Raw genomic sequence first — 16,503 nt, forward strand, 5'->3', positions numbered from 1 at the left:
TTACTCCATTTCCTGCGCTGTCAGTGCACGGTGAATTTCACGGCGGACCAGTTTCCGCACATTGCGGGTGATCCGCTCTCCCAGTGCACCTTGCAATTCGGCGCGCACAATTTCGCTCACCAGATCGCGCAGGGTTTCTTCGTCCATCAGCTGATCGTCTGAACTGCCCGTAGGGGCCGCAGCAGCAGTGACCGTCTCGGCCGCATCAGGGGTTACATCCACCTGCTCCGGCGTTTCATTGTGCAGTGGCGCACCAGTGCCGTCTAGCGGAACATCATCTTCCCATGCCATTGCAGGTGCCACGGATGCGGCGAGTGTCTCAATCTCGTCCCCGTCAGGTTCCCAATCATTCGCGATCTCGCCAACCGCAGCTTCAAGTGCAGCCAGTTTTGCCGTCAGCGGAATGGTCGAAGACTGCGCAGCAGGCTCTGACTCGCCCTGCCCGTCTGCCTCAAAAAAGAACTCTTCAGGCGTGCTGTCATCGGCATCCAGACCTGACGTATCATCATATTGAACACTGGTATCGTCGGCTTCGTCCTCGTGCATCTCATCAGCGACAGGCTCAATCTGCGCGGGAGTATCGTCCTCGATATCCCAATCAGCAGCTTCGACAGGCGCATCATCCTCTTCGGCATCCTCTACTAGCATGTCGGCGTGTGGCGCGTCTTCTACGTCCCAATACGTTTCATCACCATAGTCGCCGTCTTCCAGCGTATCATCATCGGACATGAAGGCAGCAGCCTGTGCATGATCTTCATGCGTCTGGTCTTCGTGCGTCTGGTCTTCATGCGCGCCCTCGGACGGCTGAGAATCTGCGTAGTCCTGCGGCCCATCGAAATGGTCGTTAAATTCTTCTGTGTGCTGCGCTTCGTCTTTCAGTGCGCTCTGCACCAAAGCATCCAATGTGTTAGTTTCCTCCACCTCATCGGCGTTGGACGGGAATAGAACCATCGGGCCATCATCATCCAGCGCGTCATCTGCATCGTCTTCGTCCGAAGCGACCCAAGTTTCCCGTGCGACCGACCCAAGATCAAGCGGCTGCGTATCTTCTTCAGGCAGCGGCGCATCGTCTGCCACACGCAATGCAGGGGTCAGCACCAAACGGTCTGCGGCAACATCATTTTGCACAGGATCAGGCGTAGCAGCCACCTGCTCTGGCTTTGGGTTGCGTAAGCCGGCCAGCGGACGCTTGTCTTCTGATACCAGACGGCGGATCGAAGACAGCACGTCTTCAACCTCTTCATTCGTGACAGCTTTCGACATTGTTCACCACTCTCTACTCAGTCGCCAAGATAACCCGTAGATGGGATTCTCACAATGGGGCGAAAATCGTTAAAAATTATAAAATTAGCCTGTTGCCTTAACGCAGGCGTACGGTCAGTACCAGCAAAACGGGCCGCCCAAGAGGACGGCCCGCTGACTATTTGCTAAGTCTAGACACCTAGTTTTTCTGCAAGCGCTTCAAAACCCGGTCTAGTTGTGCGCCTTGCTCGGACTGCTTTGTCGGGCTGTCTTTTACCAGATTGTAATACTCGGTCACGTCATATTGCTGCACCGGCAAGCGCAGATCGCGCGCTGTGAGCTGCCCTTGAGTCGACAGGACGAGATAGGTCGCGACATAGACCTGTGACTGCGCAGAAATGCGCGCGGCTTCGGCATCCAGAAGCGCCTGTTCCGCATCCAGCACGTCCAGTGTGGTCCGTGCGCCCAATGTTGCTTCCTCACGCACACCGCGGAACGCGATGCGCGCCGCTCTGATCTGGCGCTCTGACGCTTCCAACGAAGCACGGGCAGAACTTAGCTGTGCATAGGCGATGCCGACATTCTGCTGCACATTGTGGCGAACAACATGCAAATTTCCGCGCTGTGCATCACGCTGCGCCTGCGCACGACGCACCGCAGCTGATCGGGCACCGCCTGCATAGATCGTCCCACCAGCATTCAGGCCGATGGATGCACCTGTGCTGAAATTACTGCTATCAAGGTTCTTGCTGAGCGACAGTGTGCCTTGCGCAGAGACCGTGGGACGTTTTTGCGCCTCAGCCCGTTTGATAGCCAACTCTGCTGCCGTTACCTGATGCTGGACACCGCGCAAATCGGGGTGCGTACGAACAGCCAGCGCTTTGGCAGCATCGACACTCTTGCTCAACTTGGGCAAGCGCGGTGGCGGGGCCAACCGACCTGGTTTGCGTCCGATCACGTTGCGATATTCCTCTATCGCAATGGCAAGGTTACCCTGTGCCGAAGCCAGACCGCTGCGGGCTTGCGCCAATTGTGCCTCGGCCAATGCGACGTCGGTACGCGTAACTTCACCTACTTCGAAACGGTTCCGCGCAGCACGCAATTCTTGCGTCAAAACGCGCAAGTTGTTCTGACGGAGGGCCACAAATTCGTTAGATTCGATTACACCCATGTAGGCCTGAACCGCGCGCTGGAGAACTTGTTGCTCGATACTAATAAGGGCCTGACGCGTCGCCAATACAGTTTCCTTGGCCACATCAATGCCCAGCGCAGTAGCGCCAAAATCATAAAGCAAAAGATCGGCAATCAAAGACCCGTTGGCAACGAGACTGTCAGCATCTTGGGCCCCTACCAAGAGGGAGGTCTGCGCCCGACCAAAGCGTTGCGTAAGGCTAGCCGTCCAGCGCAGGACGGGTTTAAGGGCAGCACCCGCGGCGGCAACATCTTCGTCAGCAGCCCGCAGCAATGCACGGTTCTGCTCCAGCAGGCCAGAATGATTGTAGGCACTTACCAAAGCATCTGCGAATGTATCCGCCCGCGCCACTGGCGCGCTCACCCCTGTGACCACAGCAGCAACCAGCCCGAAAACGCCCATACGCAATGCGCCGACGCCTGCTCGCTTCACATCCAAAATTGCCATTCATCAGCCCCCAAAACTATGCACCGGCCAAGATAGACCTTTTGTGTGCCATCAAAGTATGGCGCGCAGCACGCCACCCTTCGTCAAAACGTAAACGTCATTTCCCGCTCAAATCCCGGCAAAACGGGTGCAGTGGCATTAAACGCCAAGCGCCAGCTGATCTGCCCTGCCCGTTTGTGGCCCAACCGAACCTCGCCCAGCACACCGTCCATGAAAAGCGCGACGATGCGACCGTCCTCTTTGAGCTGGTCTGTCAAGCTGGCGGGAATATGCGTCACGCCGCCCTGCACTACGATAACGTCATACGGACCATGTTGCGCCGCACCGGCCACAAGCTCGCCATGGTGTACGACCGCATTATCCGCATTCGCCGTCATCAGCGCCTCTTGCGCCTCTCGGGCCATGTCTTCGTCCTGCTCAACTGCGACAACCGCTTGCGCCATGCGCGCAATAACCGCCGTTGAGTAGCCCAGCCCACAGCCAACATCCAGAACCAGCTCATCACCGTCGATGGCAAGCGCATCCAACATCTTGGCCAATGTGCGCGGTTCTAGCAGAACGCGCCCCTGTCCAAGATCGAGGTTCTCGCCCACATAGGCTGCCTCACGCTGGGCGGTCGGAACAAAGTCCTCGCGTGCGACACTCAGCATCGCATCAATAATGGGAAATTTGGTAACATCTGACGGGCGCACCTGCGTGTCGACCATCATCGTGCGGCGCTGGGAAAAATCGGTCATGGGGAAAGCTCGTCTATACAGAATCCTGATCTGCCCCAATGTGCCACAACCAGCACCCAGCAGCAACGCCGCATCCCTCGCTTTGCAGCAAACCGCAATCGCACAGCAAAGCAGCCCATCTTGCCCCTTGCGGCCCTCACAGACCTGGTTTAAAGCGGGGCACCGTTGGCGAGTTGGCGGAGTGGTTACGCAGCGGATTGCAAATCCGTGTACAGGAGTTCGATTCTCCTACTCGCCTCCACTTACTTTCAATGACTTAGGAGATACCTCCAAGTCGGGTTTAGTAAAGTCTAAACATTCGTCTAAACTTTCTGTTTTTGTTCCGTTCTCTTTTGCTGCGCTTGAATGGCGCGCAGCTTCTGGCGAACCTTCTTGGTGTAGTGCAACACCATCGCGGGGCTTTGCCCTGTCACAGCTGCAATGAGATCATCTTCGCAGCCGGCCTCAAGCAGCTCGCAGGCGGCGTTATAGCGCCAACTGTGTATATCATAGTTGAGCGCACCAACCTGCTGCCGCACATTACGGATAGCCTGAGATGCCCCACGATAAGACCAACGGTTCGTCCCTTTCTCATTGGTCAAGATAAACACAGAATGGCGGCTGGCGACGTTCAAGGCCGTTTGCAGTTCAGGCAAGATCGGAACCCAGAGTTCCTTATTGGTCTTGTTCTGCTTTACAACAAAAGCGCCGTCCTGAATGTCAGACCACCGCATTTCGAGCACGTCACCGATCCTCTGTCCGGTACCGACACAAAGCTCCATAACTAGCCGTTCACGGGTGCCAATGGGGCAAGTCGCACGGTACAGCTCAAGCAGTTCACGAGGCCATGGATCGCGCTCTATTTTTTCGGTTTTGATCTCAGGGACACCTTTGGCAGGGTTTGTCTCACGCCACCCCAGATCGACGCAATGCTCCATGACAATTCGCAACACCCTCAAAGAGTAATTGGCAAAGTAAGGCTTTTGTGCATTCGCATCGCGCAGCCGGATAACGTCCTTGCGCTTCATGTTTGCTGGATTCGTGCCTGCCATAATTGTCAGGAAGAATTCTAGATACTTATCATAGTCCAACGCTGTGCGTGGCTTTAAACGTTTGTAGCGGTGAGAACCGCGATAATTCTTTATAAGTGCCGCAAAATCACGAGAAATCACGCGCTTTGGAGGGGCTTTACCACTTAAAATATCGGCATATTCTTTCCAAAATTCAGGTGTCTGAAATTCACTTGAGAACTTTTGCGAAGGCCAACCACGCCGCTGAAAATACAGGCCGTTTCTTTGCTTGTAGACGTGCTTGGGAAGCTCACGTTTTGTCATGGCGCATATCCACCCTTTCAAATTCATCCACTATTAGCTCCTTAGATAGCACAAGTTCGATCTTTCTGCCCTCAATCGTAACGCGACTGACCACCCTGCCCGACTTCTCAAAAGCATCGAGAATATTAAGTGCACGCTGTTCAATCTTTGGGGCCGACATATCAAATATCCTTGCTGATATGAGCAGCTAAGGCAGAGAACCGCGAAAATATGCAAAGAGTTTTTTCAGATGGTGTCACTAAAGGCATATAGGTTTTTGTAACAATTCGTTACCGAAATCCGCCCTAGTGACGGTTTCTCTGACTGAACTCTGGGCCAAGCATCCGGTCAGATGCAAAATACCAGCCACGCGTTGGAAGGTAAATAAATGATCAAACTTGTTCTAGAACATAGAGGCGTTAGTCTTCCCAGACCCCCGCACCGCGCGATAAATCGAACGGTAAACCGTGCTGAGTGCAGTATATGTCTGGGGAGCTTACGGACGGGCGAACATTGTTACCGGCCCGTCGTAGATTAGTGACAACAAATGCCGCCTCCCTAGAGTATCCGAACGTTTTTCGTCATTTGGTGTCACTAAAAGCATATATTACCAAGTTAGAGTAATTTCCTCGCCTCTCACCCTCTTCGATACTTACGTCTACGAGGGTGACAGGCTGATGTTCCCGCTGCTATCAAGTGTCTTGCTGCACAGCTGAGCCTTTTTGCTGCAAAGCACACGAATTCGCGGCAAGAGGCAGCACGCCGGCCATGGCGGCAGGGTACCCAGACAAACAAGGCGACCTAAGCGATCTAAACGCCCCTCTGTTCGCCTCTGCTCGAAGCTGGTGCATATAAAACGTGCGGCTCAGAGATAGTTGCATTGCGTTAGGAACATGCTTAGCGCCTTGAGAGAGGGCAAAGCTCACCCGACACGTTTTATGCCAAGGTCTGGACCCAAAAGGGCGCTTTGCAAAGTTACACGAACGGCCCATTGCGGACCTCGGTGCATTGGACGTCTAACGACCGCTCCCAGCCCAAAGCGGACATGGCCGTTCGACACATGTTCGGAAAGCGATCTTTCGCTGCAGGAAATTGCAGTGTCTAGCCTCGGGAATCGCGTTACTAGCTTTTCGTAGTTATAGCTCTAAGAAATAGGAACGCAATATAACCTCGCTGACGCCCGCAAGTCAGCACTACTTACCCCACCAAGAAACAGCAGATTTCGCAAGGGCCACATAATCGAACCTAGCCTTACTTCTTCCCTTTTCTGCGATGCTGCTGAGTACTCCCGACAATAGGTATCCATGAAAATCGTCGTCATTCGAACGAGAAACAGCTTTATGTATGTCCGGGACGCTGTAAGCTCTCAAGCATATCTCAAAGTCGGCTAACCCTGCAAAAGTTACAGGAATTCGGTCACGTTCTGGAACCGACAGATCGTCCGCTAAACGCCCCGCGCGCACGAATATCTCTTCCAGAAAAGAATTCCCCATCACGGTCCACGGATCATACAACAGAACAACTCCTACAAGGCTTTTACCTGAAGTTGAGAATAGCTCGCTATTCGTACGCCAAATCTGTACTACACCCTTGATAAGGTCGCCAAAATCGTCCTTGCAGTCCCGCCAAGGATCAGGAGAGGTGAGGATTCTCTGTGGAATCCGCCTAATCTTGCATTCAACGACAATTCCTAAGTCAGAGGCTTTGTCCATAACGAACAGATCAGCGCTTTTTCCGTATGAGGTGTCCTTTTCTCGGTCCACGTCGCTCGAAGTCCCGCAGTAGTGTTTAATAAGTTGAAAGCACAAGTCTTCGAAGTAGTCGCCAGAAACTCGCCGCGCATTGCTGTCTTGGACAATATCATAGTAAAGACCGTCAGTTATCCTGAGTAACAATTGCTCGCGGGATGGAACTAAGAAAACCCGGCCTTTTCGATCATCTATTTCAAATAGCGGTCGTTCCTTTACAATGCTCCTCTTAAAGTCCCTTGGAATATCCGAGTTTCTTATCGATTGAGCAAAGTTCACATGCCCACTGAGGGTTTCTCCAATTATCTTTCGAATCTGAAAAATCTCTGCTTTTGTAGCTCCGACATCTTCAAGGCTTGATGCTCTAGCCGCGGGATTCTGTTCGGTTAAAGCATAGATTGCAAACGTAACTCTTAAGAAGAGCTCAAGATCAATCAGGTGTTTCCGCGCAAAAGCCTTCTTACCAGCTGGAGTCACATATACATACCACGCCCGAGCAATCCTAAACGAGTTTTCGAACCCCATTTGCCAGTCATACTGTGGCCAGAAGAGACGCGGCATTGCAGCTATAATCTCGTTGCCGTCAAAGTCTTTGACACCTTCGATATTCGCTAGGCCATTATATGTATTTAGAAGTTTGGCTATTGCCCCCCAGGACTTAAGGTTAAGAGGTCGACCTCTGGGATTAGGTGCAATACCAAGAACGAGCCGCTCATTGATAACCGCATCAATATTCCAAGGTGGGATGAAATACCTCCCTCCGATCTTATGTTCCTCCAACTCTCCCGGAATCGAAGCATGGGCTAGCGCAAGCGCCTTTCTTCCATTTCGAAAGGCTTCAATTGCCCAGCTCATTACCAGCAGGTCAGTAATGAGAATGGGAGAAAGGACCCCCAACAACCTGCCTTCACCAGTACCGTTGCTTTTCGTTCAATGTTTTTGCCGCCAATTAGTTGATTTCTGCTTGCACAAAGAATGCTAGCAATGCGTGAATTCAGCCACACCAATAAATTTGTAGATTACTCGAATCTGCTATTGGCGAAAAATATCGCTAAGGCCAGCTTTGTCCTCCATTTGCCAATACGTTTCTTTCTCAGTCGTCACTCATCATACCGCACTGAATACACATAGTTCCAGACCAACCTGTAACACCGCAATTGGGGCAGTGCCAGCTCCAATGACTACCCTTACCGATTGGAGCTGTATGACCCGTTCTCCCTGACGGGTGTTGCACAATCGTTCTGTACTGGTCTTGGTGGATGATTTGTAGCTGGGGTGTCAGCATCAGCGGTTGATTAGCTCGCTCGGGTTCACGATACGGCGCGTTAACCTCCCGCAGGCTTAGCTCGGCTTCTTGCAAAAGCTTAATATCTTTCTGGCTAATTTCCCCTGCTTCAATCAGAATAAGAGCATCAGCAAAGACCTTGTCTTTCTTACGTTTTTGGTCTGTCTTCACAATCAGTTGTTCGACTAAATTCTTCTTTTCTATAGCTCGTTCGATCTCGTGTTGGACAATGGGTGAAGGCCTGAAGGCACGACCGGACTTACGTTGATTGCAGGCACTATGAGACGGGAGGAGATTTTCGTATGAGAATAGATCAAAGGCATCATCAAGGCCGAATCCTTTTAAAATCGTCGGCAGATCATCTGATTCCGCAAGACGTTCCGGTATTACGTGGTCAATCTCAGTATCAGAGAATACACAGAGTTCATGACAGAGGTAACACCGCTCACCATGAACGGTCCAAATCGCTCGTCGTTGCGAAGTGTTCAGATTTTGTTTACTCATAAACGATTTATTAGGGGATTTACTCGTTTTCCAAAAGGCTATTTCTGAACATGTAGGGGTAAAAGTGCCTTATGAAACAAGTACAAATGTTTCACGGTAATGTCGGCTCTTAGAATGCCGCATCGTCACAAATCCGGTTCAATCGAACGGCAGTTTTTTGGGGCCTATAGCTGACGTTCAAACAAAGTGCAGCGAACGACCGGTTTCCGCCCTGTCTAAAGGCGACGTCTGCCTTTGGTTGACGGCATTAGACATCCTTTTCACAAACAGCGGACCTAGAATTTTTCAAGATTTCTTCTCACCGTTGTCCTATTTTTGCCCATCATTCTTTCCAAACATTCATGCTGTCCGTCAGGTATTCGTAGGTACGTTGATTTGGCTATTCTCGCAAAACAACCTCTAAACATTCACTCTATGTTCTTGCCAATACTTGCACAAATCTAAACTGGATATCGTTTAAATTCAACCTCATGCCTAGTCTTGCAAATCCGTGTACAGGAGTTCGATTCTCCTACTCGCCTCCACTTATCCCCTCTATTCCGGATGCCAAAGTTTCGCATTCCAGTCGTGCGCTTGGTGCAAAGGTACACAGCCCAATCAAATCACTTTAACAACAGCGCGCGAACAAATGACGGCACATTGCGCGCATCAACAGTTGCTTCTCTCACCAGCCAGTCGAAGTGGTTTGAAAGAGATTTCACGCGTTCGACCTCGCGAAACGCGAGATAACATTGGCCGACATATACAACAGCCAAGTTCGGCCCAAACACGGTGATCGGAGAGCTGAAAACACGGTGCGCATCAAACAAGAATATTCGCAGCCTCGGAAACATCTGTTCGCATGTATCTGCGATTAAGTTCAACTGTTCTTGGCGAATGCCTATGTCGACGCCAGCATAATACGCTGTTCCTGCGGCGCATGCTTCGATTTCATGGAGGGGAATGGCGATTTCATAGTCGGAAACCCCCGAGGAGAGCCATTCAAGCTGGTCTTGCATGGCGTTGTATGCTTCGGGCAGACGACGCTCTTGCACGGCTGCGTACTCCCACTCCAACATACGCCTTGTCTTTAGAATATCTGGCAGCGTGGCAGGTACGTGGCGCACCTTGTACCCTGCTGCCTCACGGTGCCAATCAAGCAGCTGTTCATCTGCTGAAGTCCTCTCGGCCGGACTAAGAGAAAGCGCTGCCGCCACGATATCACCAGGCGTCTCTGGCCGATTTGTCAGCCCCAACAGCCAGTCAGTACTTACGTCCATCGCAACAGCAACGTCAGCTGCCAGCTGAGCATTCGGCAATCGCGGATGATCACCCTTCAGCAGTTGACCGATGGTTGAACGGTCCACCTTCGCCGCTCTAGACAAAGCACTTTTGCTTACACCTTTACGTAACATCGCCTCTTCGAGACGACTGCGAAAAATGTCTGCGCGATATCGTTTGTCCACTCTTATTCACTCTGCAGATTAAAGTTAACAAAATAGAGTTAGCGCAGCAAATTCACCCAATGTCCATATGCGCGCTCAAGCTTTACCAGTTTGGAAACACAAGCCAGCATGAAGAACGGTGCAAAAATGGATAGTAAAACCAGACTCCTTATCAAATCAGTGACATGGCAGATTGCCGGTCTCTTCACTATGATGCTGATCGGTTTCGTCTTCACGGGGTCTGTCGCTGCCAGCAGCGGCATTGCATTTACTGGTGCCGCTGCCGGTTTTGCTGCCTATTTTCTTCATGAAATGGCATGGTCCAGAGTGTCATGGGGCAAGATTAATACAGGCCAGATCAACGACTAGCGATCAAATGCGCATACGGGGCACATCCGCGGGGTCGAGGCGAAGCTCGATCAGAACGGGGCCGCTACGGCGCGCAAGCTGGTCAAGCGCCTCGTCAAGGTCCCCACCCGAGCGCACTTCGAACCCTGTTCCGCCAAGAGCGTTTGCAATGCCCGCAAAGGATGGCCACGCGAACTGTGTCAGGCTCGGGTCCATCTGCCGGTCTACAAACTGGATATGTTCGGCACCATAAGCGGCATCGTTGGCGATAATGATGATCAAATCGAGCCCTAGGCGCACCGCTGTGTTGAACTCATTAATACCCCCCATCATAAAACCACCATCACCGCTGAACAGCACAACGGGCCGATCGGGCGCTGCGACCGCTGCGCCTACAGCTTCTTGCAGGCCCAATCCGATAGCACCAAAATTCACACTGTTCATAAAACTCTGGGGATTAGGCACCGAGACACGGCACCATACTTCCGTCATAAAGCGCCCGCCATCTGTGACCAGCACACGGTCTTTGGGCAAAGCAGTCTCCAACCGCTCAAGGGCTTCAACATAGTTCACATACCCCTCCGGTGCTTTGCCAGATCCCGGCAGATGCGCAGTGAGCGAGGCTGTATCCAACTCAGCTGTAAATCCGCTTGGTTGAATCTCTGCCTCGTCCAGCCAGTAGACTATTGTCTTCGCGGTCAACCCGGCATCTGCGATCAAAGCGACGTCTGGATGCAACCCGCCGCCAATCGCTTTTGGGTCGCTGTCTACCTGCACGATGCGCTTGTCTTGCATCAGCTTGCCACGGTCGGTCGTGAAATCATGCAGGGCTGTGCCAAAGCAGATTATGCAATCGGACTTTGCAATCAGGTCATACGCCTCGGGCGTGGACAACGTGCCGAAGATGTCGATGTTGTAGGGGTGGTCATTAAATAGCCCCTTGGCGCGCAGAGTAGTCGCAAGAGGCGCTTCCAGACGGTCGGCAAGTCGCACCAATTCATCACGCGCATGGATAGCCCCGCCCCCTGCGAGGATCAACGGACGCCGCGCCGAGGCGATCATGCCGATTGCATTATCCAGTGCGTCGCCTTCAGCCACCCCGCCAGGTTTCGTGAATACATTCAGCACCTGAATCGCAAAGTCAGCTTGTTGCCACATGAAATCAGCTGGCATGTTTAACACGATAGGGCGGCGTTCGATCCGCGCACGGTAAAACGCGCGCGCAACGTCCTCGCCTACGGTTGCGGGCGTCCGCAGCTGAACAAAGCCCGCGCCTGTGACCTTCACCAATTCCCGCTGGTCGATACTCTGCAAGTGTCGCGGATTGTCAGCTGGCGTGTCCCCTGCCAACACCACAACCATCGCATGACTGCGAACAGCTTCGGTAAGGGCGGTCACACAATTTGACAGTGCAGGACCATGAGTGACTGTGGCAACACCAACATGCCCCGAGACATGGGCGTAGGCGGCCGCCATCAAGATCGTGCTACCTTCGTGTGCCGCAGGGATGAAATCGCCCCCAAAATCGCGCACGAAACTATCCACCATAAACAAATTGGCATCCCCCATCAGGCCGAACATCTTTTTGCTGCCGTGGTCTTTCACCGCGCGCGCAATGGATTGATAGACATAGCTCTGGCCACTCATTGAGGGGATCCCTTTCTGCAAGTTGCTTGCTGTGATATTTCTACAGAAACGATACCACCTTCGGTGGGTGAAAAGTCTTTCAACCTGTTCTGCAATGCGCTATACTGGGTAAATTCTGTCTCAAATCACACCGGAACAGGTAAAATCTTGCTCGACACTTTTGAAAAGCTGATATTGAAGGTTCTGCAGCGTGACGGACGCGCAAGCACGCAGGCGCTGTCAGAGTCTGTTGGGTTATCCCCCTCGCCATGTTGGCGCCGTGTCAAACGGCTCGAAGAAGATGGCTACATCACCCGTTACGCGGCAATCCTTGATGGCAAGAAACTGGGTCTGCGCGCCCTTGCGCATGTGCAGGTGTCGCTCGTTGACCATGAACCTGCTTCGATCAGCATATTCCAAGCCTTCATCGACAGGCATGAACAAGTGCTGGAATGTGCGTCAATTACGGGTGATTTTGACTACCTGCTAAAGGTCGCCGCTACCGACCCCGAAGGTTTAGAGCATTTTATCATGCGGGATCTGCTTGGCTTGAAGGTCGTAAAAACAACGACAACCATTTTCATACTAAGACAACTGAAAACATATGGCGCATTGCCAGTAGACCTCTGAACCGCTCAGGTGTCGGCGTTACTATTCGATCCAACGGGGCACGCTGCCTGCTGAACCAGTCTGTTCATGTTATATGGACGCAAGTTTCAAGTGAAAACGAATGCATCAGCAGACAGCCCGCCCGCGGCGCACAGCGGGGTGTCCTTATTGGTGTTTCAGACTGATCTGCTCAAACAGAGATCACGCCAGCGCGCCCTGCAATCTCACCTATCATGTCCGGGGTTCTGGCGCGCCAGTTTGCGCATGAGGCCTGGCCAGACAAGGTTGTCCCCCATCCCAGGCGTGAACGCGGCAGCGGCTTGCCCTGCGACAGTGTCCGCCATCTCCGGTGGTTCTTCATGCAGCGCGCCCTCACCCGCAGCCTGCGCAAGAATCTGGGTCTTGCAGGCGTTTTCCAGAAAATACATCCGGAGGAAAGCAATGGCGCAATTGGGTCCAACAGTAAGCGTGCCGTGATTACGCAGCATCAAAAGACTTTTGGTGCCAATGTCCGAAACGATGCGTGCGCGTTCATCAAGATCAAGGGCAATACCCTCATAGTCATGATAGGCCAGATCATTGATGACAGTCATGGCAAACTGAGTATAGCGGCGCAGCCCGCCGTTTTGCACAGAGACAGCAACGCCATAGGGTGTATGCACGTGAATTACACAGCCCGCGTCATCGCGATTAGCATGGATGGCACTATGAATGGTGAAACCTGCTGGATTGATGAAATAGGGTGTTTCGGAGCAGATGTTCCCGTCCAGATCAATTTTCACGAGGCAAGAGGCTGTCATCTCGTCAAACATCACCCCATAGGGGTTAATCAGGAAACGTTCTTCACCATCTTCATCAGGAAGGCGCGCGGAGATGTGAGTGAACACAAGATCTGTCCAACCATGCATCGCGCATAACCGATAGGTCGCCGCCAGCTCACAGCGCAAGGTCCACTCGGCATCACTCACCACATCTTTGAGGCTGAGTAATGTCGCGGGATCGGGAATGTCGAATCCCCCTGCGCCGAGGGCTGTTTGCGTATTCATATCGATCTCCCGTCCAAAACCAGCTGTTCTTTGCACTGTCGGACGGGGAAGTGGCACCTGTCAATTATGCGCGCGCAGCATAACGCGCAGTTGAAGCGCGATACGTATTTCGAAAGCGCGTATAAAAGCTGACCACCGCCACAGCGCAAAGATCGCTGTCGCATTGCGCCGAATTTACTCCGCACGAAAAGCGGCCCCAGAACATACGGTTTCTTGGCGGGGCATCCCTTGCGGTTGTCGTGGAGGGATCTGCTAGTGCATTTGCCAATGCTGACCGCAAGCCAAGCAAAGCAGCGGATAGCCTTGAAGGATAGCCCAAGCCACGCGGGACAGTTTCGTGCCCCGCGCAAGTATATGAGCGGTTAGTAGATGTACCGTATCTGATCGGTCCAATACCGCTCAACCCGTTTGAGCGATGCTGTTATCTCGATGATACCTTCGGGCCCCAGCACGCCGCGGTCTTCCAGACCCCCTGCATGACGTGCAAAAAGTTCGGCCACCACATCCCTGATATAGCGACCGTTTTCTGTCAAACGCACCCTGACCGAGCGACGGTCAATTTCGCAACGTTGATGGTGCATATACCCCATCTCAACCAGCTTTTTCAGGTTATAGCTCACATTGCTGCCCTGATAGTAACCACGGCTCTTCAACTCGCCTGCCGTTACCTCGTTATCGCCGATGTTGAACAACAACAGCGCCTGCACCGCGTTTATCTCCAAAACACCGACACGCTCGAACTCGTCCTTGATCACATCCAACAACAACCGATGCAGCCGCTCTACCAGTGAGAGCGCCTCCAGATATCCGGTCATGAACCCTTTTTCGGGGGGGAATGCTTTCTCATTGGCTGGCAGGCCAATGGGATCCTGAATACTCATACTACTCTCCGACTTTTGGTTGGCTATTGCGGTCAGAGTGCAGAATAAATCAGAATATTTCGTTAAAACCCTTACAAACAAATTACCCTTTAGAAATATGGTCTTGGATGGACTTTATTAATTCTACATAGGGTGGTTTTGGTGCGAACTGTCCAGTGACCCATTGGTAAAGGTCATGGTCGTTCTCATCGAGCAGATCATCGTAGAGGTCCAGCGATGCCTCCTCCATGTCGCCAAGGCACTCATCCGCATATGCCGACAGGATCAAATCCATTTCCTTAATTCCCCGCCGCATGGAACGCATGGCAAGGCGTTTGATGCGTACTTCACGCGGCTCGTTTTCGGGGCGGTCTGGGCGGGGCATTTCAAACATCAGCGCCCACCGTCATTACAGCGCGCATACGTTTTTCCAGTCGCGCCACCTTCTTCATGCTCTGGGACAGCTCAACCCGCAGGCTGCGCATCTCGTTTAACAGATCAGCCGCGTCGCTGTTCAGGACACTTGGCTCCTCTGTGCCGTCCAGCCCCTCGCCGCCACCGTTGATGAGCCACATCATCGAAACGTTCAACAAGCCTGCAAGCATGGACAAATGGTTCGCACGCGGCTCGGAAACGTCGTTTTCCCACGCGCGCAGTGTCGTCACCCGTACCCCCAGACGCCGCGCAAGCACGGCTTGCGTCATCCCCGCTGCATCACGGGCAGCCGCGACACGATCCCCGAAAGTAGCCACATCGGGGCTATACCAATCGGTCGGTGTTTCGGAATCGTCTGAATGGGTCATTAGTCTTCTCCTATCGCGCCAAAGACGCTTGCATACGCGGGGGGCCACCCCCTATGACTGACATGACCGCTGTATAACGTAATGAGGCCGAAATGGAACTGCTCTCCCGTACACTTGCCCGCGTCAAACCATCGCCCACCATCGCGGTGACGACGAAGGCGCAAGAACTCAAAGCAGCGGGCCGCGATATAATCGGCCTCGGCGCAGGCGAACCTGATTTTGACACACCGCAGAACATCAAAGACGCGGCCGTCGCCGCAATCGCTGCGGGCAAAACAAAATACACGGCCGTGGATGGTATCGCCGAGTTGAAGCAGGCGATTTGCGCAAAGTTCAAGCGTGACAACGGGCTGGACTATACGCCCTCCCAAGTAAGCGTTTCGAGCGGTGGCAAACAGGTGCTTTACAATGCGCTCATGGCCACTCTCAATGAAGGCGACGAGGTCGTGATCCCTGCCCCGTATTGGGTCAGCTATCCGGATATGGTTCTGTTGGCTGGCGGCACCCCTGTTATCGCCGAGGCCTCTTTGCAGACCGGTTTCAAACTGACGGCTGATCAGCTGGAAGCGGCGATTACAGACAAGACAAAGTGGTTGATTTTCAACTCGCCGTCCAACCCGACTGGTGCGGGTTACACTTGGGACGAACTCAAGCAGCTGACAGACGTGCTGATGCGCCACCCGCATGTCTGGGTGATGACCGATGATATGTATGAGCATCTGGTCTATGATGATTTCAAGTTCTGTACCCCAGCGCAGGTGGAGCCACGCCTTTATGACCGCACGTTGACAGTGAATGGTGTCTCGAAGGCTTATTCCATGACGGGTTGGCGCATCGGCTATGCTGCCGGGCCGGAAAAACTGATTGGTGCAATGCGCAAGGTCCAGTCGCAATCCACCTCCAACCCCTGCACGATCAGCCAATGGGCCGCAGTCGAGGCGCTGAACGGGACACAAGACTACATTGTTCCCAACAACGAGATGTTTGTCCGCCGCCGCAATCTGGTGGTGGAAATGCTGAATGCAGCCGAGGGTATTCGCTGCCCCGTACCTGATGGTGCATTCTATGTGTATCCGTCGATTGCCGGCTGTATTGGCAAGACATCCAAAGCAGGCACTGTCATTGAAAATGACGAAATCTTTGCGACGGCATTGCTGGAGGAAACAGGTGTGGCGGTGGTCTTTGGTGCTGCCTTTGGCCTCAGCCCCAACTTCCGCGTCAGCTATGCGACGTCAGACGAAAATCTGGTAGAAGCCTGCAAACGGATCACCGATTTTTGCGCTAGCCTGAGCTGAGCATCAGGGCGGCGCATCGTGCGCTGCCCTTTCCACAGACAAAAC

Annotated in this window: 16 protein-coding genes and 1 tRNA gene; 4 read left to right on the forward strand and 13 right to left on the reverse strand. The window is 53.0% G+C overall.

All coding sequences use genetic code 11. The annotated features are described in order from the left end of the window. From Q0903_RS00720 to Q0903_RS00730, 3 genes are all read right to left on the reverse strand, one after another. Positions 1–1,263 (reverse strand): hypothetical protein, encoded by a 1,263-nt coding sequence (locus tag Q0903_RS00720; protein WP_299411919.1) that lies wholly within the window; start codon positions 1,261–1,263, stop codon positions 1–3. A gap of 178 nt (positions 1,264–1,441) precedes the next feature. Continuing rightward, complete coding sequence (locus Q0903_RS00725; RefSeq protein ID WP_299024104.1) at positions 1,442–2,881, reverse strand: TolC family outer membrane protein; 1,440 nt, start codon at positions 2,879–2,881, stop codon at positions 1,442–1,444. A gap of 83 nt (positions 2,882–2,964) precedes the next feature. Next, a complete protein-coding gene (locus Q0903_RS00730) occupies positions 2,965–3,618 on the reverse strand; it encodes a protein-L-isoaspartate O-methyltransferase (RefSeq protein ID WP_299024106.1) in 654 nt (217 codons plus the stop codon). Between the two features lie 167 nt (positions 3,619–3,785). On the opposite strand from Q0903_RS00730, the gene Q0903_RS00735 reads away from it, so the two are divergent. Then, positions 3,786–3,859, forward strand: a tRNA-Cys gene (locus Q0903_RS00735). A gap of 61 nt (positions 3,860–3,920) precedes the next feature. On the opposite strand, the gene Q0903_RS00740 is transcribed toward Q0903_RS00735, so the two are convergent. The 5 genes from Q0903_RS00740 to Q0903_RS00760 all read right to left on the reverse strand — a co-directional run bounded on the left by Q0903_RS00740 (position 3,921) and on the right by Q0903_RS00760 (position 9,892). Next, on the reverse strand, positions 3,921–4,931 hold the full coding sequence (locus tag Q0903_RS00740) for a tyrosine-type recombinase/integrase (RefSeq protein ID WP_299411923.1): 1,011 nt from the start codon (positions 4,929–4,931) through the stop codon (positions 3,921–3,923). Then, entirely contained in the window at positions 4,918–5,091 is a 174-nt protein-coding gene (locus tag Q0903_RS00745) for a hypothetical protein (protein WP_299411926.1), read from the reverse strand. The genes Q0903_RS00740 and Q0903_RS00745 overlap by 14 nt, the downstream gene beginning before the upstream one ends. A gap of 1,012 nt (positions 5,092–6,103) precedes the next feature. Then, positions 6,104–7,513, reverse strand: coding sequence for a hypothetical protein (locus tag Q0903_RS00750; protein ID WP_299411928.1), 1,410 nt, complete (start codon positions 7,511–7,513; stop codon positions 6,104–6,106). Positions 7,514–7,751: 238 nt separating this feature from the next. Further along, positions 7,752–8,447, reverse strand: coding sequence for an HNH endonuclease signature motif containing protein (locus Q0903_RS00755; protein ID WP_299411931.1), 696 nt, complete (start codon positions 8,445–8,447; stop codon positions 7,752–7,754). Between the two features lie 602 nt (positions 8,448–9,049). After that, positions 9,050–9,892, reverse strand: a complete 843-nt coding sequence (locus Q0903_RS00760; protein ID WP_299411933.1) for a helix-turn-helix transcriptional regulator — start codon at positions 9,890–9,892, stop codon at positions 9,050–9,052. Positions 9,893–9,982: 90 nt separating this feature from the next. Here Q0903_RS00760 and Q0903_RS00765 point away from each other — a divergent pair, with 90 nt between their 5' ends. After that, entirely contained in the window at positions 9,983–10,240 is a 258-nt protein-coding gene (locus Q0903_RS00765; protein ID WP_299411936.1) for a DUF2061 domain-containing protein, read from the forward strand. Positions 10,241–10,243: 3 nt separating this feature from the next. On the opposite strand, the gene Q0903_RS00770 is transcribed toward Q0903_RS00765, so the two are convergent. Beyond that, positions 10,244–11,866 carry a thiamine pyrophosphate-binding protein gene (locus Q0903_RS00770; RefSeq protein WP_299411938.1) on the reverse strand — a complete coding sequence of 541 codons (1,623 nt, stop codon included), beginning with the start codon at positions 11,864–11,866 and terminating at the stop codon, positions 10,244–10,246. Between the two features lie 147 nt (positions 11,867–12,013). Here Q0903_RS00770 and Q0903_RS00775 point away from each other — a divergent pair, with 147 nt between their 5' ends. After that, complete coding sequence (locus tag Q0903_RS00775; protein WP_299411940.1) at positions 12,014–12,475, forward strand: Lrp/AsnC family transcriptional regulator; 462 nt, start codon at positions 12,014–12,016, stop codon at positions 12,473–12,475. 203 nt (positions 12,476–12,678) lie between these two features. Here the strand turns inward: Q0903_RS00775 and Q0903_RS00780 are convergent, their stop codons facing one another. The 4 genes from Q0903_RS00780 to Q0903_RS00795 form a co-directional block, all read right to left on the reverse strand. Beyond that, the gene (locus Q0903_RS00780; protein WP_299411943.1) at positions 12,679–13,500 is read right to left on the reverse strand and encodes a class II aldolase/adducin family protein; all 822 of its coding nucleotides are present in this window, start codon (positions 13,498–13,500) and stop codon (positions 12,679–12,681) included. Between the two features lie 362 nt (positions 13,501–13,862). Further along, a complete protein-coding gene (locus Q0903_RS00785; protein ID WP_299024118.1) occupies positions 13,863–14,381 on the reverse strand; it encodes a winged helix DNA-binding protein in 519 nt (172 codons plus the stop codon). Between the two features lie 82 nt (positions 14,382–14,463). After that, a complete protein-coding gene (locus Q0903_RS00790) occupies positions 14,464–14,754 on the reverse strand; it encodes a succinate dehydrogenase assembly factor 2 (RefSeq protein ID WP_299024120.1) in 291 nt (96 codons plus the stop codon). Further along, positions 14,747–15,163, reverse strand: a complete 417-nt coding sequence (locus Q0903_RS00795; protein WP_299024122.1) for a helix-turn-helix domain-containing protein — start codon at positions 15,161–15,163, stop codon at positions 14,747–14,749. Before Q0903_RS00795 ends, Q0903_RS00790 begins: the two co-directional genes overlap by 8 nt. Positions 15,164–15,255: 92 nt before the next feature. Here Q0903_RS00795 and Q0903_RS00800 point away from each other — a divergent pair, with 92 nt between their 5' ends. After that, the gene (locus tag Q0903_RS00800; protein WP_299024124.1) at positions 15,256–16,458 is read left to right on the forward strand and encodes a pyridoxal phosphate-dependent aminotransferase; all 1,203 of its coding nucleotides are present in this window, start codon (positions 15,256–15,258) and stop codon (positions 16,456–16,458) included. Positions 16,459–16,503 lie beyond the last annotated feature (45 nt).

It is taken from the genome of uncultured Sulfitobacter sp. (assembly GCF_947502895.1).
Lineage (GTDB): Bacteria > Pseudomonadota > Alphaproteobacteria > Rhodobacterales > Rhodobacteraceae > Sulfitobacter.